Here is a 25033-nt window from a genome sequence, read left to right on the forward strand (position 1 = left end):
GTCGGAGGGCTGATTAATGCGAGCGAACTGCTGGCTCGGCCGGGGCGAGGTAGAGGTCGTCCAGGTACCCGAGCCGAAGATTCTCAACAGCCGCGACGCGATCGTTCGGATCACCAAGACCGCCATCTGCGGTTCCGATCTGCATCTCTACAACGGATTCGTGCCCACGATGAAGAAGGGGGACGTACTGGGGCACGAATTCATGGGTGAGGTCGTCGATGTGGGCCGAGGGGTCGAGAACCTCAGCGTCGGTGACCGGGTTGTCGTACCGTTCCCCATCGCGTGCGGGCGGTGCAACACCTGCCTCGCGGGCGACTACTCGCTGTGCGAGAATTCGAATCCGAACGCCGCACTCGCGGAGAAGATCCTCGGCCACGCCCCCGCCGGCATCTTCGGCTACTCCCACATGCTCGGCGGATTCCCCGGCGGGCAGGCCGAATACGCCCGGGTGCCGTTCGCCGACGTCGGACCCATCAAGATCGAGAACGACCTGCCGGACGAGCGCGTGCTGTTCCTCTCCGACATCCTGCCCACCGGGTACATGGGGGCCGAGTTCTGCGACATCACCCCCGGTGACGTCATCGCCGTCTGGGGAGCCGGGCCCGTCGGCCAGTTCGCCGTCGCGAGCGCCTACCTGCTCGGCGCCGAGCGGGTCATCGCCATCGACCGCTTCCCCTACCGGCTGGCAATGGCCCGCGACAAGGCAGGGGCGGAAATCATCAACTACGAGGAGACGGACGTCCGCGAAGCGCTGCTCGAGATGACCGGCGGCCGCGGACCCGACGCCTGCATCGACGCCGTCGGCCTGGAGGCGCACCACGCATCGCCGGCCGCCTACTCCTATGACCGGGCGAAGCAGGTCACGCGGCTGGAGAGCGACCGGCCGTTCGCCCTTCGCGAGGCCATCCGGAACTGTAAGAACGGCGGCATCGTCTCCGTCATCGGTGTCTACGGGGGCCTAATCGACAAGTTCCCGATAGGATCTTTGATGAACCGGGGACTGACGTTGCGGGCGGGCCAGTGCCACGTGCAGCGCTACCTGCGGCCACTGCTCGACCGAATCCGCGCCGGTCAAATTGATCCGAGCTTCGTCATCACGCACCGTCTCAGCCTCGACAACGCGCCCGAGGGATTCGCTACGTTCAAGAACAAGGACGACGAGTGCGTCAAGGTGGTCCTGACCCCCTGACGATCGACCACATTCTCTCATCATCCTGGAAGAGCATTGTCGAAAACTTCTCGAGGCCCGCGGTCGCGAGTGCCGTATCAGCCTCCGACTATGGCGCCGACGATGAGGTACGGTTCGATTCTCCGGACGACCGCCACTGGCAGTGGCGGATGACGAGGAAGCCGAGCGCGCGGGATGACCGTCGTCCCTCGCGCTCGGCGGGGACGCCGGGCGAGATAGTGAGCAGGGGCACACCGCCCGAGCGGGTATCAGCCCAGAGCGTCGGTGATCGGCGCGTCCGTCCCCATCGTCACGATCAGCTTCCGGTTGGCGAACTCCTTGATGCCGAGGTGGGACAACTCCCGGCCGTAGCCGGACCGCTTGATGCCGCCGAAGGGCAGTTCCGGCTCGGATGACGTCGGATGGTTAATCCACACCATCCCGCTCTCGATCCGGCTGGCGACCGCACGCGCCCGGGAGATGTCGCTGCTGAACACCGCACCGCCGAGACCGTAAGGCGAGTCGTTCGCCAAGGAGACCGCCTCGTCATCGTCTTGTACCCGATAGACGACCGCGATCGGTCCGAACAGCTCCTCGCGAAAGGCGCGCATCTTCGGCGTGACGCCGACGAGGACCGTGGGTTGCACGAACGCTCCAGGGCGGTCGACGCGCCCGCCGCCGACGACTGCGCTCGCTCCCTTGTCCAGCGCGTCGCGGACCTGGTCCACCAGCGTCTGGGCGGCCTGCTCAGAGCACACCGGTGCCAGCGTGGTCGCCTCGTCAACGGGGTCGCCCGGCACCAGCTCGCGCATCCGTTCGGCCAGCGCGGTCACGAACCGGTCGAATACGTCGGATATCACGATCAACCGCTTAGCGCTCACGCAGCTTTGCCCCATGTTGTGCAGCCGGCCGACCAGGGCCGCTTCGACGGTGCGGTCAAAGTTGCTGTCATCGAGCACGATGAACGGGTCGCTGCCGCCCAGCTCGAGGACGCTCTTCTTCACGTTTCGGCCGGCGGTCTCACCGACGCTGACGCCGGCCCGGTCGCTTCCGGTCAGCGATGCGCCCCGAACGACATCAGACTCAATCACCCGGTAGACCTCGCGGCCGGGAACCAGGATGTTGGTGTACACGCCTCGCGGCACGCCCGCGTCGGCGAACAGCTGCTCGACGGCTAGCGCCGACTGTGGTGTATTGCTTGCGGGCTTGAGCAGAACGGTGTTCCCCAACACCAGGTTGGGTGCCGCGAACCGGACGGTCTGGTAAACCGGGAAGTTCCAGGGCTGGACGCCAAGGATCACCCCCAGCGGATCATTGATGATAGCGGCCGAACCGTCCTTGAAATCCAACGGCTCGTCGGCGAGCAGCACGGGGGCCGTGTCGGCGTAGTACTGCAGGATCCGCGCGGAAAGATCAATCTCGACGCGGCTGTGCCGGATGAGCTTGCCCATCTCAAGAGTCACCAGCCGGGCCAGGTGCTCGGTGCGCTCACGCACCAGCTGCGCGGCTCGACCGACCAGCGCGGCCCGTTCGTCAACGCTGGTACCGCGCCAGGACTGGAATGCCTGGTGTGCCTCTCGGACCGCCTGGTCGACGGCCTGCTCGCACATCGGAGGGAACTCGCACATGATTTCGTCATTATATGGGTTGATGCTGGCGATTGGACTATGATGGACGACAGAAGACGTAGGCATAAGCTGTTCCCTCCTCGACGTTCCGGACACATGCGTCCTTAGAGCGAACACCGGGCAAAGTCGAATGTGTACCCTCAGCACGGCCTAGCTTGGTTTACCCGGTGGTCTTGGTCGTAGTCCGACAGGACGGCGCGGGGGCGGGCCTTCAGACGGCCGTGGCGACGATCCGTGCACACCTGCCACCGATCCACGTCGAACCAGGCGTGACCGCCGGCGTCCACCTGGTAGCTACCACGACTGCGGCAGAGCCCGCGGCGGTGTCCGCGTTCGCACGAGTAGCACGAGTTTGCCGCGCACAGTCCCGGCTTGACCGACGCGGTGCGCCTGGGCCACCTCGGCCAAGGGGAAAGTCCGGCCGATCTTGATGGAGAATCGCCCTGTTTCGGCCATGCGAGCAACCTGGCCCAGCGCGTAGGTGGCGCGGCCGGTATCGCCCCGGCTGAAGCGGACGCCAGTCTGCTGCGCGCCGAGGAAGTCGGCGACCGTGATCACGTGCTCGGGCGCGCCCGCGAGCTCGACGAGCTCGGGAAGAACACCGCTGCCAGCGACGTCCAGCGCAAAATCGACGCCCGACGGTGTGACCGCCCGGACTCGTTCGTGCATCCCCTCGCCGTATGCCACCGGCTCGGCACCGAGCGAGCGGAGAGTTTCGTGCGTGCCTGGACTACCCGTACCAATGACGCGTGCGCCGCGCTCCACAGCGAGTTGGACAGCGGCACTCCCGACGCTGCCGGATGCCCCGTTGATGAGCAGGGTGCTGCCCGCTGTCACGCCGAGCTGGTCGAGTGAGCGTGCTGCGGTCTCGGCTGCGACGGGGATTGCTGCTGATCTCACATAGTCAAGCGAGTACGGGATGGGGGCCCAGTAGGACAGCACAGTGAGCTCCGCTTGGGCGGCACCGTAGGGTGAAGCTCCGAAGACCCGGTCGCCCACCGCGACGCCGGAGACATCGTCGCCGATCTCGTCGACGATGCCCGCAGCCTCGTAGCCCAGGGTCTGCGGCAGTTCTTCGTCCATCAGGCCCTGACGCTTCTTCCAGTCGCTGGCGTTGATCCCAGCGGCACGGACCTTGATGCGTATCTCTCCGGCGCGGGGATGCGGATCGGGGAGATCGATGATCTCAAGGACCGCCGGGCCACCGAACCGGCTGAACTGTGCTGCCTTCACGACGCACTCCTTCGAGGGAAGGAGTGGCGGATCGTCCGATACCGCGTGTGCGCGTGCTCCCGGCCGGCTGTCCGCTCGGCGCCCGGAGCACGTTTCTACTCGATGCGTCGGAGCCTACGCCATGACCACCCGCACTTCGCGAGCTGCCTCCGGGCCGCCTCGACTCACCCCGCGTGGGGTGCGGTCTCGCCCGGAGACTACTTGTCGGCGAGCTCACCGAGGAACCCGGTGGGAACGTGACCGAGCAGCTCGGTGACGCGGGTGATCTTCGGATCCCGGAAGTAGGAGCCGAGTACGGCTTCACCCTCACTCCGGGCGTTCCAGCAAGTGACGATCACAACGTGACCGGGGTCCGCCAGGTCGCGGATGACGTCGTACCCGGTGCAGCCCGTGGTTGCCGGCATGTCGGCCCCGATGGCAAGTGCGAGGTCCATGCCCTCCTCCGCAGACTCGGGCGAGAAGCGCATGTCGAACACCGACGAAACGGCCATGAAGCGGCTCCCTGGACTAGTACGTCCATACTAGAAAACCGTAGCTAGGACGCCCGTACTAGTCAAGGCTGTTCGGCGAGGGCTCGCAGCAATGCCGACGCGCTCCGCTCGAAGACAGCGACCGAGCCGGTGGCGCGGGCCAGGACGAGGCTCCCCTCCAGGAACGTGACCATCAACTGCGCGGTGGCGCTGGCTTGCGATGGGGCGACTCCGACGTGGCAGAGTCGCGCTTCGAGGACGTCGATCCATGATCGGAACGCCGTATCCGCCGCAGCGTTCAGCGCGGGCTGGTCTGGTGACGCTTCCACCGTCACAGCAGCCACCGCGCAGCTCGTACCACCTGCCGCCTTCGCCACGACGGGGCTGATGAGCTCGATGAAGCTGCGCAACACAGCGTCCGGATCGTCCCCGCCGATGCTCTCGAACTCGGCCCGGACTCGGCGACCCGTCCATGCGACGGCTTGCTCGGCGAGGTCGTTCTTGCCTCCTGGGAAGTGGTGGTAGATCGCCCCGCGAGCTGCGCCGCTCGCGGCGAGGACGTCGGTGAACGATGTCGCAGCCAGTCCCCGTTGGCGCAACGACAACGCCGCCGACTCCGTCATCCGCTGCTTGGTGTCGCCAGGCATCAGCACCTCCAACTCGTACGACCGTCCTAGCGTAGATCGCGGCACATCAGTTCATGGGTCTTCCTCCGGACCCCCGCACCGGGCGGATCATCTGCGCTAGTACTGCAACGGTTGTGTTGCCTGTGGTAGATGATCTGGGTTGTGGTCGTAGAAGCGTGGGCGGCGGAGCTGGATGGTCTGTATGCGCGGGCCGGGGGGGCGGTTCGGCCGGGCGGAGCCGCGGCGGCGGGTCGGTGAGTATGTGTCCGGGCTGGTCGCGGGGCTGGATCGCAAGAATGGGTGGGCGCTGGCGGAGCGGGCCGGTGAGCGGTCGCCGGACGGGATGCAGCGGCTGCTGCGCCGGGCGGAGTGGGATGTTGACAGCGTCCGGGACGATGTCCGTGAGGTGAGCCCTGTTTCTCGGACACCTGCGTAGCGGGATTCTATCTGGCTTATGCGGCGTCTGCAATGTTTGCGGTGGCCGTGTGGTATAGGTTTTCGACGTGTTCGGGGGTCTGGTAGCCGAGGGTGGAGTGGAGTCGCTGCCGGTTGTAGAAGACCTCGATGTACTGGGTGATCGCGGTGCGGGCAGCGCGGCGGGTTGGATAGGTCTCGCGGTGGATGAGTTCGTTCTTGAGGGTTCCGAAGAATGATTCGGCGAGCGAGTTGTCCCAGCAGACACCGGTTTCTCCGGCCGAGGGGTGTACCTGGTGGTGTCGCAGGACTCGTTGGTAGGCGTCGGACAGGTATTGCGAGCCGCGGTCGGAGTGAAAAGTCGCGCCTTCCTGTATGCGGGTGCGGGTGGCGGCCATCGTGAACGCGTCGATGATCAGTTCGGTGCGCATGTGATCTGCCATTGACCAGCCGACGACTTTTCTCGAGTAGCAGTCGATGACAGTGGCCAGGTACAGCCAGCCTTCGTCGGTGCGAATATAGGTGATGTCTCCGACGAGTTTGGTTCCTGGTCGGGTGGCGGTGAAGTCGCGGCGGACGCGGTCGGTGGGCGCGGGGGCCTGGCCGGGGATGGTGGTGCGCCGGTAGGCCCTGGGCTGGCAGGCCTGCAGCCCGGCCTGGCGCATGACCCGGCGGACCAGGCGCACCGACGCCGGTGTCCCCGAGGCGCGTAGGGCGGCGGCGATCCGCCGGGCCCCGTAGGTCTGCCGTGAGGCGGCGAACAATGCCCGAACCCGGGTTTCCAACGTGGCGCGCCGCCGCGTGCTCGTCGGGGAGGGCCGGCGGGTCCAGTCGTAGAAACCGGATGCGGACACCGCAAGCCATCGGCACATGTTTCGTACCGGGTAGCAGTCCTTCTCCGCGGCGATCAGCTGATACTTGTCGGTCACTGATGGCGTTGCGCGAAGAAGGCGGGTCGGGTAGCCCGGGGGAATCGCACCCCCGGGCTCCCGCAGATCCCGGCGTGACACTCTCGCGTCACCGGGCTCTTCTCGCCCTTCTCACCAGAAACCGTGAATCCACCGCCAGTGCGCGAACAGCGTGGGGTACTGCAAGGTGATTCTCTTCCACGCCTTGTGCGCTTTGGCGAATGTCTTCAGTCGTCGATACTTCTTCCGTATCCACCGCAGCAGATAGGCGCTGATGCGGTAGAGGAGCGGATACAGCTCGGTCTTGTAGAAAGCGCCGTAGTACTGCATCCAGCCCCGGATGACAGGATTGACCGCACGGGCGATCCCGTCCATCGTGTGACCGGTGAGCGTGTGAAGCCGCCAGGACTTCACTTTCCTGCTCATCTTCTTGATGGCGTCCTTGCTGGTCGCCGGGGCGAACCCGGTGAACACGTTCCCGTTCCGGGCCCGCACCCCTCGCGCCCGGAAGGTGAAGCCGAGGAAGGTGAATTTCGTGTGCTCATGCGAGCCACGTCTCTTCCCGTCCTTGCAGTACACGATCCGGGTTTTCTCCGGGTGCAGGCTGACGCCGACCTGTTCCATCCTCTTCCGCAGCCTGTCCAGTACGAACCGGGCCTGGGCCAGGGACTTGCAGTGCACGACCGCGTCATCGGCGTAGCGCTCGAAAGGGCAGGCCGGGAATTCCCGGACCATCCACAGGTCGAACGCGTAGTGCATGAACAGGTTAGCGAGTACGGGACTGACCGCGGATCCCTGTGGGGTTCCGCGGTCGCGTTCCGCCAGCGTTCCGTCGGGTATCCTGACGGGAGCGGCAAGCCACCGCTTCACGTAGAGGATCACCCAGGACAAGGCGGTATTGGCCTCGACGGCCGCGATGATACGGTCCCAGGGAACGGTGTCGAAGAACTTCCGCACGTCCAGGTCGATGACCCAGTCGTACTTCCAGCACCGCTCCCGGCATTTCCCCACGGCGTCCAGCGCGCCTTTCCGTGGCCGGTACCCGTAGGAGTCGGGGTGAAACTTTGGCTCCACCACGCTCTCCAGTCGGGTCGCGACCACGGTCTGCGCTATCCGGTCACCTATGGTGGGAACACCGAGTATCCTTGTTCCCGCGCCATGCACCTTCGGGATCTCGACCGCCTTTACCGGAGGCGGGAAATACGATCCCGACGACATCCGATTCCAGATCTTGTACAGGTTTCCCTTCAGATCGGACTCGAATTCCGCCAGGCCCACCCCGTCGACCCCGGCAGCGCCCTTGTTGGCCGCCACCTTCCGATATGCCTGCCACACCTCCCACTTGGAAATGTCAAACGACTTTCCTGGTGATACCTGCCCGCTCACCTGATTCCTCCCAGCCACGCTGGTTGATCCTGCAAACGAACCACGGACAAGCCAGCCCCTTCGCTCCGCTCCCACCGCATCAGGCAGGAACCTCACCGCTACTACGAGCTGGTCCGCCTGCGCGCCCCGCGACGGTACTCAGTTCCTTGCGATTCAAACGCTTGGAACTCTCCCTCTCGCCGCACTTTCCAAGGTGGCAGTGTCAGGGCACGCCCTCCCACGTTCCGCACGAAAGCCGCAGTCCAGGCTCGCGCCACCTCTGCGCCGGGCACCACCTGGCCAGCGATCCGGGCAACCGCCAGGCTCATCCCGGGCCAAGCAATAACACCCGGTTTTGATGCCACTTCTCTAAATAACGACGCTATCAAACGGTGAATCCCTCGCGGGACTTTCGATGCAACGCCTTCCTGGACCCCACCTGACGCATCACGTGCGCCTTTTCCCTCATCGCTCACCACGACGGTCTTCAGCCAACGCGGCAGAGGGCGGTTTGAAGCCTCCCCCCGAAGGGCGGCTCCGGAGGGCCTGCAATCCTCCATCTTTCGTACAGCACCGCCGTCCGTCACCCAGCTAACAGGCAACTTTCAGCGTTCGTGGCACACTCGCTTTTGAGAGGAACTCACGCTCCATCCGGAGTTCCCGGTTCTCCTTCTCCAGCTCCCGCAGCCGGGCCCGTTCCGACATCGTCAGCGGCTCGTCCTCGCTGTTCTCGTGCGCGCGCCGCCAGGACGCGACCCAGGTGCCGAGCGTGCCTTCGTTGATACCCAGATCCTTCGCGACCGCCGAGACCGGCCGACCCGAATCGAGGACGAGTTTCACCGCCTCGTCCTTGTACTCCGGCGTGAACCGCCTGCGTGACTGCGCCATCAATATCCTCCGTCCACGGATCAATTATCCCACAGGGATCACTGTCCGAAGAACGGGCACCACCTCACCGGGACTTCGTGGTCGACCGGCTCGGGGACCCGGGTGGGGTGCTGATCGTCGATGACGCAGCATCGGGGCTACTACGGACCGCGGCGCACCACCCTCGCCGGGCTCGCGGTCGTGGCCGGGGCCCGCTGGCCGATCGAATGCTTCCAACAGGCGAAACAGACCTGCGGTCTGGACGACTACCAGGTCCGCGACCATCGGGCCTGGTACGCCCACATCACCCTGTCCATGCTCGCCTACGCCGCCCTGGCCGCGGCCCGCGCCGAGCAGCCTGCTGCGCAGGGCGATCAGGGCGAGGACGCTGGCCGCGGCGGAGCCGGCAAGGATCGCGGTGGCCGCTGTTTCGGTTCGGGTGGGGTCGGGCAGGGCGAGGCCGGCGATGAGCAGGCTGACGGTGTAGCCGATGCATGCGGCCTGGTCACCCAGCTACGCACGACACCCACACCGCACTCGACGGACAGACCGACCCAGCGGCGCCGTAGCGCGTTGACCCGCTCTCGATCGGCTCGGTCAGACTCAGCCACAGCTCATTCTGCGGACCTAATCGGAGACGAGCGCGCGGGATGCGGCGGGATTTGAATTTACGGTGTAATTTCGCTGCCTGGACTGTCCTGGCCGTACTGGTGTGATGCTTTGGCGCCAGGGTACAGCGTAGGTGACGCTCGGCGTGAGAAAGGGCGCAACCTCGCCGAGGAGACAAGTGGGGAGAAATGGATGAGTAAGCCACCGAACACGACCACGAACGCCGGAGCTCCGGTGTCGAGCGATGAGTACTCCCTTACCGCCGGCCCTGGTGGCCCGAATCTCCTGCAGGACGCCTACCTGGTCGAGAAGCTGGCCCACTTCGTCCGCGAACGCGTGCCCGATCGGGTGTACCACGTCAAGGGCGGCGGCGCGTTCGGCTACTTCGAGGCGACCACGGATGCCACCGCGTGGACCAAGGCCGCGTTCCTCAGCAAGGTCGGTAAGCGCACCCCCGTGCTCGCGCGCATCTCGTCGGTCGCCGGCGAGGAGGGCTACCCGGACACGGACCGCGATGTGCGCGGCTTCGCCCTGAAGTTCTACACGGAGGAGGGAAACTACGACCTCGTCGGCAATAACACCCCGGTCTTCTTCGTGCGCGACCCGATGAAGTTCCCCGACTTCATCCACTCACAGGAGCGCATGCCCGACAGCGGGCTGCGCAGCAACAACATGCAGTGGGACTTCTGGACGCTCTCACCCGAGTCCGCCCACCAGGTGACCATCCTCATGAGCGACCGCGGCACGCCGCGCGCCTGGCGCCACATGCACGGCTTCAGCAGCGACACCTACATGTGGGAGAACCCCGGCAGCGAGAAGTTCTGGGTCAAATACCACTTCCGGACCGAGCAGGGCATCGAGAACATGACCGACGCCGAGGCCCGGGCCATGCGCGCCGAGGACCTCGACTACCACCGCCGGGACCTGTGGGAGGCGATCGGCCGGCGGGACTACCCGTCCTGGCGTCTCGAGATGCAGATCATGCCCTACGCGGACGCGGCCGACTACCGCTTCAACCCGTTCGACATCACCAAGGTCTGGCCGCACCAGGACTACCCGCTGATCCCGGTCGGCCGATTGGTCCTCAACCGCAACCCCGAGAACTTCTTCGCCCAGATCACCCAGGCCGGGTTCGAGGTGTCGAACATGGTCCCGGGCATCGGACCCAGCCCGGACCGGATGGTACTTGGGCGGATGACCGCCTACGGCGACTCGAACCGCTACCGCAACGGCCCGAACTACCAGCAGCTACCGGTCAACCGTCCGCTCGAAGAGGTCCACAACTACAACAAGGACGGCCCGATGCGCCACCGCCACAACGGCGACCAGCCCGTCTACGCGCCGAACAGCTACGGCGGGCCCAAGGCCGACCCCGGGCGCTACCGCGACCCGGGCTGGTTCGTCGAGGCCGGCGAGATCATGCGCACGGCCTACCAGGCACACCGGGACGACGACGACTTCGTCCAGCCAGGAACGCTCTACCGACAGGTGATGACGCCCACGGACCGCGACCACCTCGTCGACAACATCGTCTGGCACCTGAGCCAGGGAGTCGAGCGCTTCATCCAGGAACGCGCCGTGAACGACTACTGGACCAAGGTCGACCCGGACCTCGGCGCTCGTGTCGCCCACGGCCTGGGCCTGACGCTGGCGACGCGATAGAAGGGGAGTCGCGATGACGGCCATTCTGGACGAGACGCCGCTGACCACCAACGTGATGGACAGCTTCGCCGCTACTCCGGACCGGAGACTGCGCGAGATACTCACGGCGCTCGTGCCCCACCTGCACGCCTTCGTGCGTGAGGTCGACCTGACACCTGAGGAGTGGACACAGGCGATCGCCTACCTAACCGAAGTCGGCAAGGGCGGCGCCCAGCAGGAGTTCATCCTGCTGTCCGACGTGCTCGGCGTCTCCACCGCGGTCGAGCGGCTCCCGGACCGGGCCAGCCCCGCGGCGACACCATCAAGCGCCGAGGGGCCTTTCCACCCGGGCGTCTCCCCGCCGCGCGCCCTCGGCGACAGCCTCTACGGACGCGACGACCACGGCGAGCCGTGCGTCGTCACCGGCCGGGTCCGCTCAACCGATGGGACGCCGCTACCCGACGCCCAGGTCGACGTCTGGCAGGCGGACGAACACGGCTTCTACGACGTCCAACAGCCTGACCTACAGCCACCCGGCAGCGGCCGCGGCCTGTTCCGCACCGACGCGACCGGCGGGTTCCGCTTCCGCACGGTCGTTCCCAACGCCTACCCGGCCGTGCCCGCCGACGGTCCGGTCCACGACCTGCTAGACCGCACTGGCCGCCAGCCCTACCGCCCGCGGCACATCCACTTCATCGTGACCGCGCCGGGACACCGTAGCCTCACGACCCAGATCTTCGTCGCGGGCAGCGAATACCTCGACTCCGACGCCGTGTTCGCCGTCCAGAAGAACCTCATCGTCGACTTCACCGAAAACGACGATGCGGACACGGCCGCACGCCTGGGCGTCCAAGCCCCCTTCCGCCACGCCGACATCGACCTTGTCCTCGCGCCTTCTCGCTAAACGGTACTGAATTCCACGGGCACCGCACGATCTTCCGCTCGCCCGCGTCCCGGGCGAGGACGGCCGGCCGGGGGAAGGCCGACCGAGATGGCCGGAGCCTGATGAGGCCGTTTCCCGCGTGCCCGTTCGCGAGAATCAGTTGACAATGTCGGCAAGGCGGCCGACCTGATCGGGATCGGTTGACCAGCAGTAGACGATGGTCTCGTCGGCGCCGAGGTCGGCGAAGCCCGCGACGGCGGCGCGGATCTGTTGGGGGGTCGTGAGCCATGCGTCCAGGGCCTGGTGGGCGTACTGGCTGGAGCCGTAGTAGCGGGCGATGGACGCCCGCCCTTCCTCGAGCACAGTGTCCGGGCCGAGCGCGGCGTTGACCTGTCCAACCAACCGAGGCCGCCCGCCCCTGCCGGCATGGTCCCATTCCTTTTCGACAGTGCGCAGCAGGCCGTCGGCGTGGGCTGGCGGGGTGGCACAGAGAAAGCCGTCGCCCCAGCGGGCAATCCGCGCGAGGGCGGCGGCGGTGAACCCGCCGAAGAGCACCTCGGGGCCGCCGCGACGGGTGGGCGCCGGGCCGACGAACCCGAGCCCCGGCCGGACGGGCTCCCCGGCCCAGATGCTCCGCAGGACAGGCATCTGTTCGTCGAGCCGTCGTCCGCGCCGGTGGAAATCGGCGTCCATGGCGCGGTAGTCGTCCTCCCACGCTCCCAGTCCGATACCAAGGGTGAGCCGGCCGCCGGAAATGCGGTCAAGGGTCGCCGCCTGCTTCGCGAGCAGGACGGGCTCCCGCAACGGCGCGAGCAGTACCTCGGTCTGGACGCGGATCCGCGTCGTGCTTCCGACGATCGCGGCGAGTGTCACCAATGGCTCCGGGTTATTATACACGACCCGGTCGAGGAGGCCGACGGTGCTGAAGGGGCCGGCATCGGCGCGCCGAGCCCAGTCCATCAGGGACGGCAGATCGCTGATTGGCAGGCCGAGACCTACATCCATGAGTTCTGCCTCCAGGATCCCGCGGTGTCTGCGAGCTACGGCAGTGCGAGGCGCGCGGCGCTGACGTCCTGTCTGCCGTGGCCGGCGTCCACCGCCGCGTGCCACTGGCAGGCCAGTGCGGCCAGCAGCGGCGGCGGGGCGCCTCCGGCCGCGCCGATCGCGAGGTCGACGTCCTTGAGTGCCCACCGCAACGGGAACTCTGGCGCGTAGTCGCCATGCTCCATCTTGTGGAGCTTGGCGTCGGCGATCGGCGCGTCCAGCGGCCCGCCCTCGACGGCCTCGGCCAGCGCGGCGGCATCGATCCCGAGCCGGCCCGCGAGCTCAAGCGCCTCGGCCACACCCTCGATCAGGAGGGACATGTAGGCGTTCACGGCCAGCTTCATCCGGCTGCCCTGGCCGGCGTCACCCAACCAGACGGTCTTGCGGCCGATCGCGGCGAACGCCGGCCCCACGACCGGCTCGGCCGCGGCCGGCCCGGAGGCAAGGATCAGAAGCTGGCCGGCCTCGGCGGGGCCCTTGCTGCCCGATACCGGCGCGTCGAGAAACAGGACATCCGGCCGCATCCCGCCCAGCCAGTCGGCGACCTGCGTCGTCGCCGCGACACCGATGGTGCCCATCTGAGCCCACACTGCACCGCGGGCGAACGCCCCGACGACCTCGCCGTCGACGACGGCCCGTACCGCCTCGGCAGTCGGCAGCATCGTGATCACCACGCGCGCGTCCGCGACCGCCTCGGCCGCCGAGCCGACCGCCACGGCACCCGCGTCCGACAACGGTGCCATGACCGCTTCTGACCGGTCCCAGACCGTTGTGCGCAGGCCCGCGGCGACCAGGTTGCGGGCGATCGCCGAGCCCATGATGCCCGTCCCGAGCACCGCCACCCGCAGATCATCGCCCCGGCCGTCCGTACTACCACCCATGCGGTCCTCTCCCTCGGGTTCATACCCATCCCGCAACGCCACGGACCGCCGTGGCTCTCCGACGTGACCTCCGCACGTGCTCCACACCCGAGACCCACGGGCTCGATGACCGGATCGGCTGTCGTTCGCGCCGACGAGGCAAGCTCGTCGCGTGCCGGCAGGCCGGAGGCGCCGTTCGACGCGGTCTAGTCCGGACAGGGCGAGCTCAGGACGGTCTCCACGAAGTTGCCGCGTTGGAAACCGGGTACGAAACGCTCGAGGAAGTCCGCCTTGACGCTGCCGAAGGTGGACTCGGGCTTGGGCGCGAAACCCGAGGCCCGCTGGCCCACGCCACGTCCGCGCCTGCTTGCCCAGGCGGAGCTACCGGAGAGAGGCGACGCCGATGACTACTACTTTCCGACTGGATAGGACGCTGGTCGACCGGTTGGTTGACGGCAGCCTGGACCCGCAGGGAGAGGCGGCCCTCGCGGAGCAGGTGGCACACATCCTGCCATTCCACTGGAACCTTCCAACCCGATCGAGGCCGCGCTGTCGAGGATCATCGTTCACCTCGGTGGGCAACGAGCCCTGCTAACATACGGGCGCGTACCGCGTATGGCCCTCGGCTCTGTCCACCCTCCGATGACCGTCTCCTGTGCGCGGCTACAATGCCATCAAGGATCACTACCCGGCCGGCGCCCGCCTGCTGACCGCCTAACTTTCCTTAGCGGTCTGGCGGCGGCTGTCCAGGAGATGGTCGGCGAGCCAGACCAGAGCGGGGCCGTTCGCGTCCAGCCCCGGTAGCAGCCGGATCGCCTCGAAGGCGTCCTCGATACAGCCGACCAGCAGCTCACGTTCGTCCTGGAGGGTGTTTGCGGCGGCAGCCATGACTCTCCCTTTCACAGCGGGTGGTCGGATGCTTCCCCTGCAGGTGTGCCCCGTCCGGCGACGGCGAACACAGGCCGGCCCGGACAGTCAGCTCGGCCGGTCGGAGGGCGTGCCCGTCACCTGCCGCTTCGTAGCCAGGGAAACCACACCCCGGTCGCCCTGGCTCAGGAACATCCACCTGTTGCGCAACCCGGGCGGCGGTTTCACCATGGCTACTGGGACGGTTCGTCCCCAACCACGCCCCGCAAGATCGGGTGTGCCACTAACCCTGACCCCACGAACCGTCCGCCGGATGGCCATCCGCCTACTTTGGCCAGAAGGAAGATTGTTAACTAAGCCGGTGAAGCTGAGTCGAAAATCCTATGAGCACGCCCGGAAACTGATATCGAACAGGCCGCCGCCCACCTGCATGGAATGTTGGGCGTGATATACGCCCATCGCTCCTGACGGTGGAGGCGGTGATCCCACCGAATCTTTCGGCGGAGGGGGACATCGTGCCGGTCAACGTCGGCAAGTTCGGTATCTGGACCTCCATCGCGCGATGGCCGAACGACCGGCAGGCAACGGCAGACGCTGCCGCCGAACTCGACGAGCTCGGATACGGCGCGCTCTGGCTCGGCGGCGCGACGGCGGACCTCGAGCTTCCAGAGGCTCTGCTGGATGCCAGCCGCCGGCTGGTCGCGGCAACCGGAATCCTCAACGTCTGGACCGAACCGGCGAAGGTGGTGGCGGACAGCTACGCCCGCGTGTCGAAGTCCCACCCTGACCGGTTGCTGATCGGTATCGGCGCCGGCCACGCGGCCTTCGTCGGCGAGCGCTACTGGCATCCCTTCCGGGCCGTGGAAAGCTATCTCGACCGGTTGGACCTCCCGCAGTCGCGGGTCCCGCGGGATGCGCGGCTGCTCGCCGCGCTTGGACCGCGGATGCTCAGGCTCGCCGCCGAACGCACCGCCGGAGCGCACCCGTACCTGGTGACCCCGGAGCACACCTGGCGGGCCCGCGACATTCTCGGCCTCGGCCCGCTGCTCGCGCCGGAGCAGAAGGTCGTCCTCACGACCGACGCGACCCAGGCGCGGACGATCGCCCGCCGCGCGCTCGCCGTTTCCCTAGTATTGCCGAACTACACGAACAACCTGCTCAGGCTCGGATTTGTCGAGGACGACTTCGTCGGCTTGGGCAGCGACCACCTGGTCGACAGCCTGGTCGCGTGGGGTAGCGTCGATACGATCCGCGGCCGGATCGAGCAGCATCACAAAGCGGGTGCCGACCACGTCGCCATCCAGGTCCTCACCGCACAGGCAGACGCGCTGCTGCCTACGGCACAGTGGCGTGCCCTCGCGGAGGGCCTGGGTCTGCTGTCCTGACAACCCGGTTCAGAGGAAGACGCGGGCGATTTCCAGCCATTTCTGCGCGTCCTCGCCTGTCGCCGTCAGGTCGGTCCCGCTCCGGGGCCGGCGTTGGGTGACGCGGAGACAGAAGTCGAGTGCGCTGCCCTGCACGCGTTGGGCGGCGTCCTGTGGACCCCACGCCCAGGTCTGGCCGTCGGGTCCGGCCAACTCGACGCGGAACGGTTCCGTGGGGGGAGACAGTTGGGCGGCGGCGAACGACAGTTCCCGTCCCTTTATTCCCAGGGCGGCCACCGCCTTCAGCCGTGTCGTCGGCCGGTGCGCGACGCCCACCGCATCGAAGATGTCCTGCCCATGGGCCCAGGTTTCCATCATGCGCAGCGGTGCCATGAGCGCCGGGGTGAGGGTCGACCCGAACCATGGGAACTCGTGGTCTGGTGGTACGTCATGCAGTGCCGCCGTCACCGCGGCTCGGCTGGCGCGCCACTGGTTCAGCAGTACCGATCGCGGTTGGGCCGATCCCCCGGCGGCGACGTCGTCGGCGTACCGGCTGCCTGCGGCTGCCGCCTGCCGCACCACTGCGTCGAACGCGTCGGGGGTACGGAGGCGATCACAACGTTTGCATCCGCCGCGGCGAGGTGAGCGATCTGGTGGGCGATCGTCCAGCCCGCGGCCGGCGTGGGCCTGGTCCAGTCGCCTTCGGCCGTTACCAGGGCGTCGAGCTGGTCTCCCTCGGCCGCCAGGTCTGACCGGACGAGGTCGTAGTCCACATCGGACACGTCGAGGTCGTAGTTCAGCATTCGGCATCACCTCCACACATGTTGGCGTTGTCACCGGAAACATGCCCCAGGGCAGGTGTGATGAGACCATGCGGCCGTGTCGCAAGGCCCGGCACAGGTACCGACCCCAGGGCACGGGGGCCATGGCCGGCAGGGCGTTGCGCTACGCAGGCTGATGTGGCGTTGTCGAGCGGAGGAACGATAGTGCTGCCGAGGCGAAGACCTCTGGTGCTTCTTCGGGGACGTAGTGCCCGCATCCGTCGATTACGAGTTCGGTGACCTGGTCGGACACCCGTCGCACGTCGGCGGCGACGCCGGCGCCGCGGGAGGTTGATCCGCCCACGGCGAGGACGGGCATCGGCAGCGGTGTGCGTGCCCGCTCTCTGTTCTGGGCGATCGTGATGTCCAGGGCGCGGTAGTACTGGAAGCTGGCATGCAGCGCGCCGGGGCGCCGGAGCGCGTCGATGTAGACGCTGACGGTGTCATGGGGCATTGCCGCCGGCGTGGCGCCCTTGACGGAGAACTGGTCGCGAAAGTAGATGTCCTCGCGTCCTTCGACGAGCTGTTCGTTGACCGACGGCAGCCGGTTGAACATGAAGTGCCACATGGCCTCGACGGGGCGGTTGGCGGGCGGGATGGCGCTGGGCGCGTCGGCGATCCCTGGCAAGGTGGCCTCGGCGAGGACGAGTTGCGTGACTCGGGACGGGTGGTCGGCGGCGAGCGCGTAGGCCAGCATCATGCCGACGTCGTGACCGATCAGCGTGAAGCGCTCGTGGCCCAGGGCGGTCATGAGCCGGGCCAGGTCACCGGCCGCGGTGTCACTGTCGTAGCCCGTCTCGGGCATGTCGGAGCGTCCGACCCCGCGTGGATCCACCGCGATCACCGAGTAGTGCTCGGCGAGCTGCGGCATGACCTTGCGCCACTGCCACCAGAACTGTGGCCACCCGCCGACCAGGAGCAGCGCGGGACCGTGGCCGCCGGTGACGGCGTGCAGGGCGATGCCGCCGAGGTCGTAGCGGTGGCTGCTGAACCGTTCGCTGAACTGTGCAGGCAGGTCGGGCACCGTGCTGACAGTGCCGAATCCGGTCGCGGGCACTCCTGGCGCACGGGTCATTCCCATCCCTTCCTCCATGATTCAGGTCCTTTCTCTGCGGGGTCGCGGAACGGTCCGGTCAGTCACAGGACGACTGCCGCCTCGGGCGACGACGACTGCGATGCCCCCGATCGTCGGGGCGGAACGAGCGACCTCCTCGCCGCTGAACCGCCTAAGGCGGTTCGGACGACCATAGCGCGGATGGGCTGAACCGGCTAGTGTGGTTCACAACTTTTCGCGCAAGGGGGCGGTTGCGGTGAGCGGCGGGCTGGTGAGACACGAAGATCAGCCACTGTGCTTTCGCTTCACGGCAACGGCGAGCCTTCGGTTGGCACCGGCGCCGCGGGAACATCTGCCTCACCCCTCGGATCTCGCCGACTGGCTGGTGGCCGTCGGGCTCGGCTCCGGATCGCCGCAGGTGAGCGAAGGTTTGCTGTGCGACGCGCAGGACCTCCGGGAGTCGATCTACTGGGCGGCGCGCTCGATCGCGAGCGGAGAACGACCCCTCGAGCAGGACCGCGACCGCATCAACGAATGGGCCGGTTGCCATGACGCGGTGCGAGTGCTCGGTGACGACGGCGCCGGCGCCGGCTGGAGCTTTCCAGGCCCGTCGGCGGCACGGTCGGCGCTGGCCGTGCTGGCCACCGACGCCGTGGACACGCTGGGTGGCGCCAAAGGTGGGGCAGTCAAGGTGTGTTCGGGAGTCGGCTGCGTCGCGGTCTTCCTCGACACCAGCCGCGGCCGGTCCCGTCGCTGGTGTTCGATGGGAACCTGCGGTAATCGCGCGAAGAAGAACGCCATGCGCATCCGGCACGACTCATAGCTACCCCGACCCGAAACTGGACCAGGTCGTTCCGCTCCCCGGACAGCCCGACCCGCCCAGCCTGCCAGCGGCAATACTTTCCGTGCCTACTCTGCGGAAACGGGGACTATCCACAGCCTGCGGATAGTCGCCGTGTGGTACCAAAATAGATTGGGTTGAGCAGGAAGTTGCGGCGATCCACATATATAACGGTTGACAGAGAGTGGCGCCAGCACTCGGAATTTCCGGTTTTGGGAAAATGCCGTGTGTCCTTATCCACGCCGACTCGATGACCTGACCTGCGTTCCATGAACCCGCCGGCTAGGGTTGCCCTCGCGCCATCACCGCACGAATAGCAATCATGACGAAAGGGCTCATGAGATGACTCAGCAGGAGCAGCAGCAGCAGCGTCAGCAGGTCGAGCAGCAGCTCCGCCAGAACTGGCGGCAGCTTCGCTACCGTCTGCTCGACCAGTTCGGTCAGGTCAACAGCGCCGACCTGGACGCTGCGACCGGCATCAACGACCTCATCGCGCGGATCTCCGACAGGACGAACCACAGCGAGCGGTACGTCGAGAACCGTCTCCGCGAACTGGTAGGCGTTGGCGCTGCCCAGGGCGGGCAGCTCGGCGAGCGTTTCGGTGGGCAGCAGGCCGGTCAGGGCCAGCCCTTCGGCGCCCAGTAACAGCCCCCCTCCACCGGGCAGGCGCAAGCAGGGAAACCGCGGCCCCCACCGCCCGGCGCGCCTGCCCGGCCTCCGCCTGTTAAGAGCAACCGGGGTGCTGACCCGTCCCGAGTCGCCGGCGAGTCGGGACCTGCTGTGAGCGGTGCTCAGCGGCCCTTCCTGGGGGTTGATCCGCGGCGCAGCACGGGCCATGTCGCCGCCGAGACGGCCGCGGTCAGCAACAGGAGCGCGGCGAGGTCAAGCGCCCAGGTGCCGGCGTCGGCCTTCCACAACGGGTCGAGGTCGGGATCGTCCGGGTTCTGCCGATAGCCGGTGGTCGCGGCAACCATCGCGAACCCCCACCGGGCCGGCATCAGGTACGCGAGCTGTTCCAGCGGCGGGCGGCCGTTCAGGGGGATGAGCAACCCGCAGAGCAGGAACTGCAACAGCAGGACGACCACGAGGATCGGCATGCCACGGTCGGCGTTGCTGATCAGTGCTGAGACCAGCAGTCCCTGCGCCATCGCGGCCAGCGCGACCGCGATCATGGCGACAGCGACCTCGGTGACCCCGTTCCCCAGCGCGAGCGGGGTGTCCGGCGCGGGTTTGCCGAGCAACCCGGCGAAGGCGAGGATCACGGCCTGCAAGCCGGTGATCATTCCCAGGACGGCGAGCTTCGACCAGAGATAGGCGCTGCGGGAGAGTCCGATCGCCTGCTCCCGGCGGAAGACAGAGCGCTCTTTGACCAGTTCTCGGAACGCTCCGGCGAACCCCGTGAACGCGCATCCGAGAATCAGCATGAGCATGAGCGGGGAGATGTCGTCGTCGCTGTCCTGGCTGGCCTGCCGGCTGTGCCAGGACAACCCGTGCCCGCCCGGAAGCAGCTGGGCGAACAGGCTCAGGACCAGCGGCAGCGCCAGCAGGAACAGCGCGTACGCCCGGTCGGCCGCGATCACCGCGAGGTAGCGGCGGGCGAGCACGGCGAACTGGCGCAGCGCCGGCTGCTGGCGCGGCGGAGGATCCGGCACAGCCGGCGCCGGCCCCCCCGCCGCGGGCCGTGCCACACCGCTGGGCATTCCGTACTTCGCGTACTCGGGTGAGGCCCGGAACCGGGACGTCCAGTCGACGTCCCGGGACTGGTCGAGGAGCAGGAACATGTCCGCGAAGTCCCGCTGGCCGAAGTAGGCGAGCGCCTCGCCGGGCGGGCCGAAGTAGGCGAGCCGGCCGCCCGACGCGAGCACGAGCAGCCGGTCGCACAGGTGGAGCTGCGCAGGTGAGTGCGTGACGACGACTACCGTCCGGCCGTCGTCGGCGAGCGTGCGCAGGGTCTGCATCACCGACTTGTCCATGCCCGGGTCCAGCCCGGACGTCGGCTCGTCGAGGAAGAGCAGCGACGGGCGGGTGAGCAGCTCCAGCGCGACGCTGGTGCGCTTGCGCTGCCCACCGGAGAGGGTGCTGATCCGCTGGTCCGCGTGATCGGCCAGTCCCAGCTCGCCGAGCACTTCCTCGACCCGTGTGTTCCGCTCGGCCGCGGAGGTGTCGGCGGGGAACCGCAGCTCGGCCGCGTACCGCAGGGCCCGGCGGACGGTCAGCTGTGGGTGCAGGATGTCGTCCTGCGGGACGAGGCCGATGCGCTGGCGCAGCTCGTCGTAGGACGTGTAGAGGTCGCGGCCGGCGTAGCGGACCACACCGGAGTCGGCGGGGCGCTGCCCGGTCAGCGCGCCGAGCAGGGTGGACTTCCCGGCGCCGCTCGGACCGACGACGGCCAGCAGGCTGCGCTGCGGCAGGGCGAACCCGACACCGTCGAGGAGCCGTCGGCCGGAGCGGGTGACGGCCAGGCCGTCGGCCTCGAAGGAGATGTCACCCGAGTCGGTGTACTCGACGAGGGTGCCGCCCTGCAGATGCAGCAGGGCGTGCCCGATGCCGACGATGTCCCCGGCCCCGATCGTGGCCGCCTGGCCGATCCGGTGGCCGTTGACGAACGTGCCGTTCCAGCTGCCGAGGTCGACGATCCGATGCTCGGTTCCGACCTGGCGCAGCTCGGCGTGCCGGCGCGAGACGAGCGGGTCGGTGAGCACGATGTCGCACTCGGGCGCGCGGCCGATGACGATCGGCGCCGCCCCGACCGGATGCAGCGCCGTGGCCTGACGCCCCCACCACGTCCCGCCCGGGTTCGCTCCTCCCTGGCGGGACGCGCCGGCGGCGCCCGGCGCCTGTGCCGTTGGCGGTAGCCCGGAGGTTGGGGAGCCCGGCCCCTGCGCCATGGGTGAAGGGGTGGCGGTGGCTGGCCGTTTCGGCTGGTGGTGCCTGGTTTCGAAGAGCGCGGTGGGTGTGGCCGGTGATGCGGGCGGCGTTGGTGGCGGGGCGCTCGCAGCCTGCCACCAGCCCGACGCGGGTGTGGCCGGCGGTGCGGGCGGTGTCGACGGTGGTGTGCTTGTGGCCTGCCACCAGCCTGACGCGGGTGTGGCGGGCGAGCCGGGCGGCGCTGGCGTCGGCGGACCAGGAGCAGGCGCAGACGCAGGCGGTGGAGATGGGGGTGAGGGCGCGGGGGGCGCCGCGGGGGCGGCGTTCGTCCGCGTCCACCACCTGCCGCCCTCGGCCGGGGCGGCGGACGGCGGGACCGACGCCGCCGAGCCGAGGGCAGTGCGGGCGGCGGCCGCGAACACGGACGCGGCGGGATGCCGGTCGGCCGGCGACTTGGCCAGGCCCTGCGCGATGACGGCGTCGAGGGCCGCCGGTGCCCCGGGCCGCACGGCCGACAGGACCGGCGGCGGCTCCTCAAGATGCGCCCTGATCACCCCGAGCCGCTCGGCCGTGACGAACGGCCTGCGTGCGGTCAGGCACTCGAAGAGCAGGCAGGCCAGCGAGTAGACGTCCGCCCGGTGGTCGACCCGCTCGGAGAGGAACCGCTCGGGCGCCATGTACTCGATCGAGCCGATCGCCGCCCCGGTCGCGGTCATTCCGTCGCTGCCGACCGCGCGGGCGATCCCGAAGTCGACGAGGTAGACGAAGTCGGTCGGACGTCCACGGCCGGCGCACAGCACGTTGGACGGCTTGACGTCGCGGTGCACCAGCCCGTCGGCGTGCGCGGCGTCCAGCGCCGAGGCGATCTGCTCGACGACGTCGACGGCGGTCTGCGGGTCGAGCGGCCCATCGCGCAGGACCCTGCCCAGGTGGGCTCCCTCCACCAGGCGCATGTCGATGAAGAGCTGGCCGTCGATCTCGCCGTGGCGGTGGATCGGGATCACGTGCGGCTCGCGCAGCTGCGCGACCGTCTCCGACTCCCGGCGGAACCGCTCGGTGTAGTGCGAGTCCCCGGCCAGGCTCGGGAGTAGGAGCTTGAGGGCCACCATCCGCTGCTGCCCGGTGTCGTAGGCCCGGTAGACCTCGCCCATCCCGCCGCGGCCCAGCAGCTCCTCGATGCGGTACGGGCCGAACATCCGCTGCGTCATCGCGCCTTCCCCGGTGGTTGTCGCTGCCGCTTTCGCCGTCGCCGGACCATGAGGCTGAGGAGGAGCAGCGCTGGCACGACGGCGAGCAGCGCGGAGACGGCGGCCTCGTCGGAGGGAGCCATGCCGGTGAGCGAGGCGGCGACGAGAGCTCTGCCGAGCCCCCAGGCCGCCACCGTCGAGACCACCGCGAACAGGTACCAGCCCACTGCGCGCAGCCGTCGCCCGGCGGCGCGCAGGGGAGCCCACTGCGCTGGTCCGGGCTGCGCCGATCCGGGCTGCGCTGGGCCGGGCTGCGCTGGGCCGGGCTGCGCTGGGCCGGGCTGTGCCGGCACTGGTCGCCCTGGTTCCGACCGCTGCCCGGGCGGCTGCTTCCACCACACTGTCTGCCCCGCCGGTGGAGTGGGCTGGGGACGAGGCCACGGCGGCGCGGCGGTGCCCTGGACCGGCACGGTGGTGACCTCGACCGGCGGGGTGGTGACCTCGACCGGCGGGGTGGTGACCTCGACCGGCGGGGTGATGACCGGGAGCGGTGCGGTGGTGGCCTCGGGCGGTGCGCCGGCTGGCGGGTGGACGGCCGTGCGCGTCCACCAGGGGGGTGGACCCGAGATCAGCCCTTCCAGGTCGCCGGTGGCCGTCCAGCCCGGGACGCAGCAGGCCCGCAGCCGGGCCGCCAGCTGGTCGATCCGTGGGTCGTGCAGCCGCTCGACCCACGACCACACCTGGGTCCGGTGCGGAGGCTGGTAGTCCTTGTCGCGGAAGAGCAGGTTCTCGCCGTCGTTGAGCTGCTCCCACTGCCTCGGCTCGCGGGCGAGCGCCAGCAGCGAGAGGTAGATGACCAGCCCGGGGAAGGTGTCCATCCACGGCCCCCAGGGCCGGTTCGCGGGCTGGTAGTTGCGGTGTCCGCCCTCCGTCGGCGGCGGGGAGCCGGTGAACGGGGCGATCCACGAACTGTCGAAGTCGACCAGGCGCAGCTGGCCGGCCGTGTCGACGAGCACGTTGCCGTGCTGCAGGTCGCCGTGCGCGAACCGGGCGGCCTGGGTCCGGCGCAGCAGGTCGCGCCAGGACGCGGCGAGCGCCGCCAGCGCCGCGCGGTCGTCGGCCTCGACGAGGTCCTCGACGTGCCGGTCGAGGGTGTGCCCGTCCACCCATTCCATCTGGACCATCGGCCAGCGCCGGCCGTTGACGAGAATCGCGTCGTCCACCCACCGGCAGCCGGCGACGTCGCCGGTGAGCCCACGCTCGGTGAACCAGGCGTTGAGCGCGGTGTAGCGCTGCTGGGTGGAGGCGTCCTCCCGAGTGAAGAACCGTAACGCCTGCGCGGTGCCGCCGACCGTAGCCCGGAACACGACCGCCGTGCTGCCCGACGCCGGGACGGGAATGCCCAGCATCGGGTGCACGTCGAACTGCGCCTCGACCAGCTCGGGACGGTCGAACACGAGGTCGGGCCGCTGCACGGCCTTGATGTAGTCCTCGGCGGACAGTTGCTCGCTCACAGGCACACCACCAGTGCGCCGGGCTCGGCCGCGGCGAGCCGGACCCGCAGCAGCGTGACGTCGTCGTTGCGCATCCGTCCGGCCGCGCGCTGGTCGGCGACGATCGCCGCGAACGCCGCGTCGTGGTCCAGGCCGGTGAGTGCCGCCCACAGCGACGCCTCGTCGCGAGCGGCTTCCAGCAGCAGCCACTGGGCCAGCGCGTCGGTGGCGATGAAGAGCACGTCGCCCGCGCGGACCTCGCCGCTGGCCAGTTCCAGCGCACGCAGCATCGGGCCGAGCGCCTCCGGGCGGGTGCCGATCCCGTCGGGAGAGAGGCCGAAGTCGTCCGCGCCGATCGGCGGGAAGTGCGTGAGCAGCCGGCCGGCCCGGACGTGGAAGAGCACCGTGTCCCCGAGGGCGGCGGCCTCCCAGCGGGCCCCGGGCCCGTCGAGGCCGGTGAGGCGGCATCCCAGGAACGTCGCGAACGACCCCTGCGTGTGGAACTTGTGCTCCTCGATGACGCTCGCGAACCGCGCGGGCGCCCCGGCCACCCACAGCCGCTGAACCTGCTCGAACCAGGCGCGCAGCCCGTCGGGGGTGAGGTCTGGCCCGGTGTCGGCGACGAACGAGCCGACCAGGTGCGCCACCCAGCGGATCGCGTCGTAGGCCTCGGTGGCGCCGTCCACGACCACGTAGCGGGCGGTGTCACCGGTGGCCGGGTCGCCGTCGTGGCAGGCAGCGGCGTCCTCCCATTCCGATGCCGCGCTGCCCAGCTTCTCCAGCCAGAAACAGGCGGAGCGGGCGAGGATCATCAGCAGGTCC

19 protein-coding genes and 6 pseudogenes are annotated in these 25033 nt (G+C 68.5%); 8 read left to right on the top strand and 17 right to left on the bottom strand.

The window, feature by feature from the left end; translation table 11 throughout:
• The first annotated feature begins 16 nt into the window (after positions 1-16).
• On the top strand, positions 17-1189 hold the full coding sequence (locus AC5R91_RS07425) for a zinc-dependent alcohol dehydrogenase (RefSeq protein WP_495396410.1): 1173 nt from the start codon (positions 17-19) through the stop codon (positions 1187-1189).
• A 248-nt stretch (positions 1190-1437) separates the two neighbouring features.
• On the opposite strand, the gene AC5R91_RS07430 is transcribed toward AC5R91_RS07425, so the two are convergent.
• The 4 genes from AC5R91_RS07430 to AC5R91_RS07445 form a co-directional block, all read right to left on the bottom strand.
• Entirely contained in the window at positions 1438-2862 is a 1425-nt protein-coding gene (locus AC5R91_RS07430; protein WP_495396411.1) for an NAD-dependent succinate-semialdehyde dehydrogenase, read from the bottom strand.
• Positions 2863-3090: 228 nt separating this feature from the next.
• A complete protein-coding gene (locus AC5R91_RS07435; protein WP_495396412.1) occupies positions 3091-4029 on the bottom strand; it encodes an NADP-dependent oxidoreductase in 939 nt (312 codons plus the stop codon).
• 197 nt (positions 4030-4226) lie between these two features.
• A complete protein-coding gene (locus AC5R91_RS07440) occupies positions 4227-4520 on the bottom strand; it encodes a putative quinol monooxygenase (RefSeq protein ID WP_495396413.1) in 294 nt (97 codons plus the stop codon).
• Positions 4521-4582: 62 nt separating this feature from the next.
• Entirely contained in the window at positions 4583-5152 is a 570-nt protein-coding gene (locus tag AC5R91_RS07445) for a TetR/AcrR family transcriptional regulator (RefSeq protein WP_495397911.1), read from the bottom strand.
• Positions 5153-5287: 135 nt separating this feature from the next.
• Between AC5R91_RS07445 and AC5R91_RS07450 the strand changes: the two are divergent.
• A pseudogene (locus AC5R91_RS07450) lies at positions 5288-5531 on the top strand (IS701 family transposase); the annotation flags it as partial.
• 46 nt (positions 5532-5577) lie between these two features.
• Here AC5R91_RS07450 and AC5R91_RS07455 read toward each other — a convergent pair.
• The 3 genes and pseudogenes from AC5R91_RS07455 to AC5R91_RS07465 form a co-directional block, all read right to left on the bottom strand.
• Positions 5578-6492 (bottom strand): annotated as a pseudogene (locus AC5R91_RS07455) (IS3 family transposase); the annotation flags it as partial.
• 87 nt (positions 6493-6579) lie between these two features.
• Entirely contained in the window at positions 6580-7833 is a 1254-nt protein-coding gene (ltrA, locus tag AC5R91_RS07460) for a group II intron reverse transcriptase/maturase (RefSeq protein ID WP_495396414.1), read from the bottom strand.
• Between the two features lie 603 nt (positions 7834-8436).
• A pseudogene (locus tag AC5R91_RS07465) lies at positions 8437-8700 on the bottom strand (transposase); the annotation flags it as partial.
• A 144-nt stretch (positions 8701-8844) separates the two neighbouring features.
• Here AC5R91_RS07465 and AC5R91_RS07470 point away from each other — a divergent pair.
• Positions 8845-9033, top strand: a pseudogene (locus tag AC5R91_RS07470) (IS701 family transposase); the annotation flags it as partial.
• Between the two features lie 72 nt (positions 9034-9105).
• On the opposite strand, the pseudogene AC5R91_RS07475 reads toward AC5R91_RS07470, so the two are convergent.
• Positions 9106-9192, bottom strand: a pseudogene (locus tag AC5R91_RS07475) (hypothetical protein); the annotation flags it as partial.
• Positions 9193-9480: 288 nt separating this feature from the next.
• Between AC5R91_RS07475 and AC5R91_RS07480 the strand changes: the two are divergent.
• Both AC5R91_RS07480 and AC5R91_RS07485 read left to right on the top strand, forming a co-directional pair.
• Positions 9481-10950, top strand: coding sequence for a catalase (locus tag AC5R91_RS07480; protein WP_495396415.1), 1470 nt, complete (start codon positions 9481-9483; stop codon positions 10948-10950).
• Positions 10951-10963: 13 nt separating this feature from the next.
• Positions 10964-11833 carry a dioxygenase family protein gene (locus AC5R91_RS07485; protein ID WP_495396417.1) on the top strand — a complete coding sequence of 290 codons (870 nt, stop codon included), beginning with the start codon at positions 10964-10966 and terminating at the stop codon, positions 11831-11833.
• Between the two features lie 135 nt (positions 11834-11968).
• On the opposite strand, the gene AC5R91_RS07490 is transcribed toward AC5R91_RS07485, so the two are convergent.
• The 4 genes from AC5R91_RS07490 to AC5R91_RS07505 form a co-directional block, all read right to left on the bottom strand.
• Positions 11969-12817 (bottom strand): LLM class flavin-dependent oxidoreductase, encoded by an 849-nt coding sequence (locus AC5R91_RS07490; protein ID WP_495396418.1) that lies wholly within the window; start codon positions 12815-12817, stop codon positions 11969-11971.
• Positions 12818-12852: 35 nt separating this feature from the next.
• Entirely contained in the window at positions 12853-13737 is an 885-nt protein-coding gene (locus AC5R91_RS07495) for an NAD(P)-dependent oxidoreductase (RefSeq protein ID WP_495396419.1), read from the bottom strand.
• A gap of 185 nt (positions 13738-13922) precedes the next feature.
• Complete coding sequence (locus AC5R91_RS07500; protein ID WP_495396420.1) at positions 13923-14066, bottom strand: hypothetical protein; 144 nt, start codon at positions 14064-14066, stop codon at positions 13923-13925.
• Positions 14067-14430: 364 nt separating this feature from the next.
• A complete protein-coding gene (locus AC5R91_RS07505; protein WP_495396421.1) occupies positions 14431-14604 on the bottom strand; it encodes a hypothetical protein in 174 nt (57 codons plus the stop codon).
• A gap of 494 nt (positions 14605-15098) precedes the next feature.
• Between AC5R91_RS07505 and AC5R91_RS07510 the strand changes: the two genes are divergently transcribed.
• Complete coding sequence (locus AC5R91_RS07510; RefSeq protein WP_495397912.1) at positions 15099-15968, top strand: LLM class F420-dependent oxidoreductase; 870 nt, start codon at positions 15099-15101, stop codon at positions 15966-15968.
• 9 nt (positions 15969-15977) lie between these two features.
• Here AC5R91_RS07510 and AC5R91_RS07515 read toward each other — a convergent pair.
• Both AC5R91_RS07515 and AC5R91_RS07520 read right to left on the bottom strand, forming a co-directional pair.
• Positions 15978-16750, bottom strand: a pseudogene (locus AC5R91_RS07515) (TIGR03084 family metal-binding protein).
• 142 nt (positions 16751-16892) lie between these two features.
• Positions 16893-17849 carry an alpha/beta fold hydrolase gene (locus AC5R91_RS07520; RefSeq protein ID WP_495396422.1) on the bottom strand — a complete coding sequence of 319 codons (957 nt, stop codon included), beginning with the start codon at positions 17847-17849 and terminating at the stop codon, positions 16893-16895.
• A gap of 229 nt (positions 17850-18078) precedes the next feature.
• On the opposite strand from AC5R91_RS07520, the gene AC5R91_RS07525 reads away from it, so the two are divergent.
• The gene (locus tag AC5R91_RS07525) at positions 18079-18645 is read left to right on the top strand and encodes a CGNR zinc finger domain-containing protein (RefSeq protein ID WP_495396423.1); all 567 of its coding nucleotides are present in this window, start codon (positions 18079-18081) and stop codon (positions 18643-18645) included.
• 360 nt (positions 18646-19005) lie between these two features.
• On the top strand, positions 19006-19308 hold the full coding sequence (locus AC5R91_RS07530) for a hypothetical protein (protein WP_495396424.1): 303 nt from the start codon (positions 19006-19008) through the stop codon (positions 19306-19308).
• A gap of 146 nt (positions 19309-19454) precedes the next feature.
• On the opposite strand, the gene AC5R91_RS07535 is transcribed toward AC5R91_RS07530, so the two are convergent.
• The 3 genes from AC5R91_RS07535 to AC5R91_RS07545 are packed head-to-tail and all read right to left on the bottom strand — an operon-like array spanning position 19455 to position 25023.
• Positions 19455-22739, bottom strand: a complete 3285-nt coding sequence (locus AC5R91_RS07535) for a protein kinase domain-containing protein (protein WP_495396425.1) — start codon at positions 22737-22739, stop codon at positions 19455-19457.
• Positions 22736-24232: a phosphotransferase gene (locus AC5R91_RS07540; protein WP_495396426.1), complete on the bottom strand. Its 1497-nt coding sequence runs from the start codon at positions 24230-24232 to the stop codon at positions 22736-22738. Before AC5R91_RS07540 ends, AC5R91_RS07535 begins: the two co-directional genes overlap by 4 nt.
• Positions 24229-25023 (bottom strand): hypothetical protein, encoded by a 795-nt coding sequence (locus tag AC5R91_RS07545; protein WP_495396427.1) that lies wholly within the window; start codon positions 25021-25023, stop codon positions 24229-24231. The genes AC5R91_RS07540 and AC5R91_RS07545 overlap by 4 nt, the downstream gene beginning before the upstream one ends.
• Positions 25024-25033: the final 10 nt, after the last annotated feature.

The organism is Frankia sp. BMG5.60, assembly GCF_059428125.1.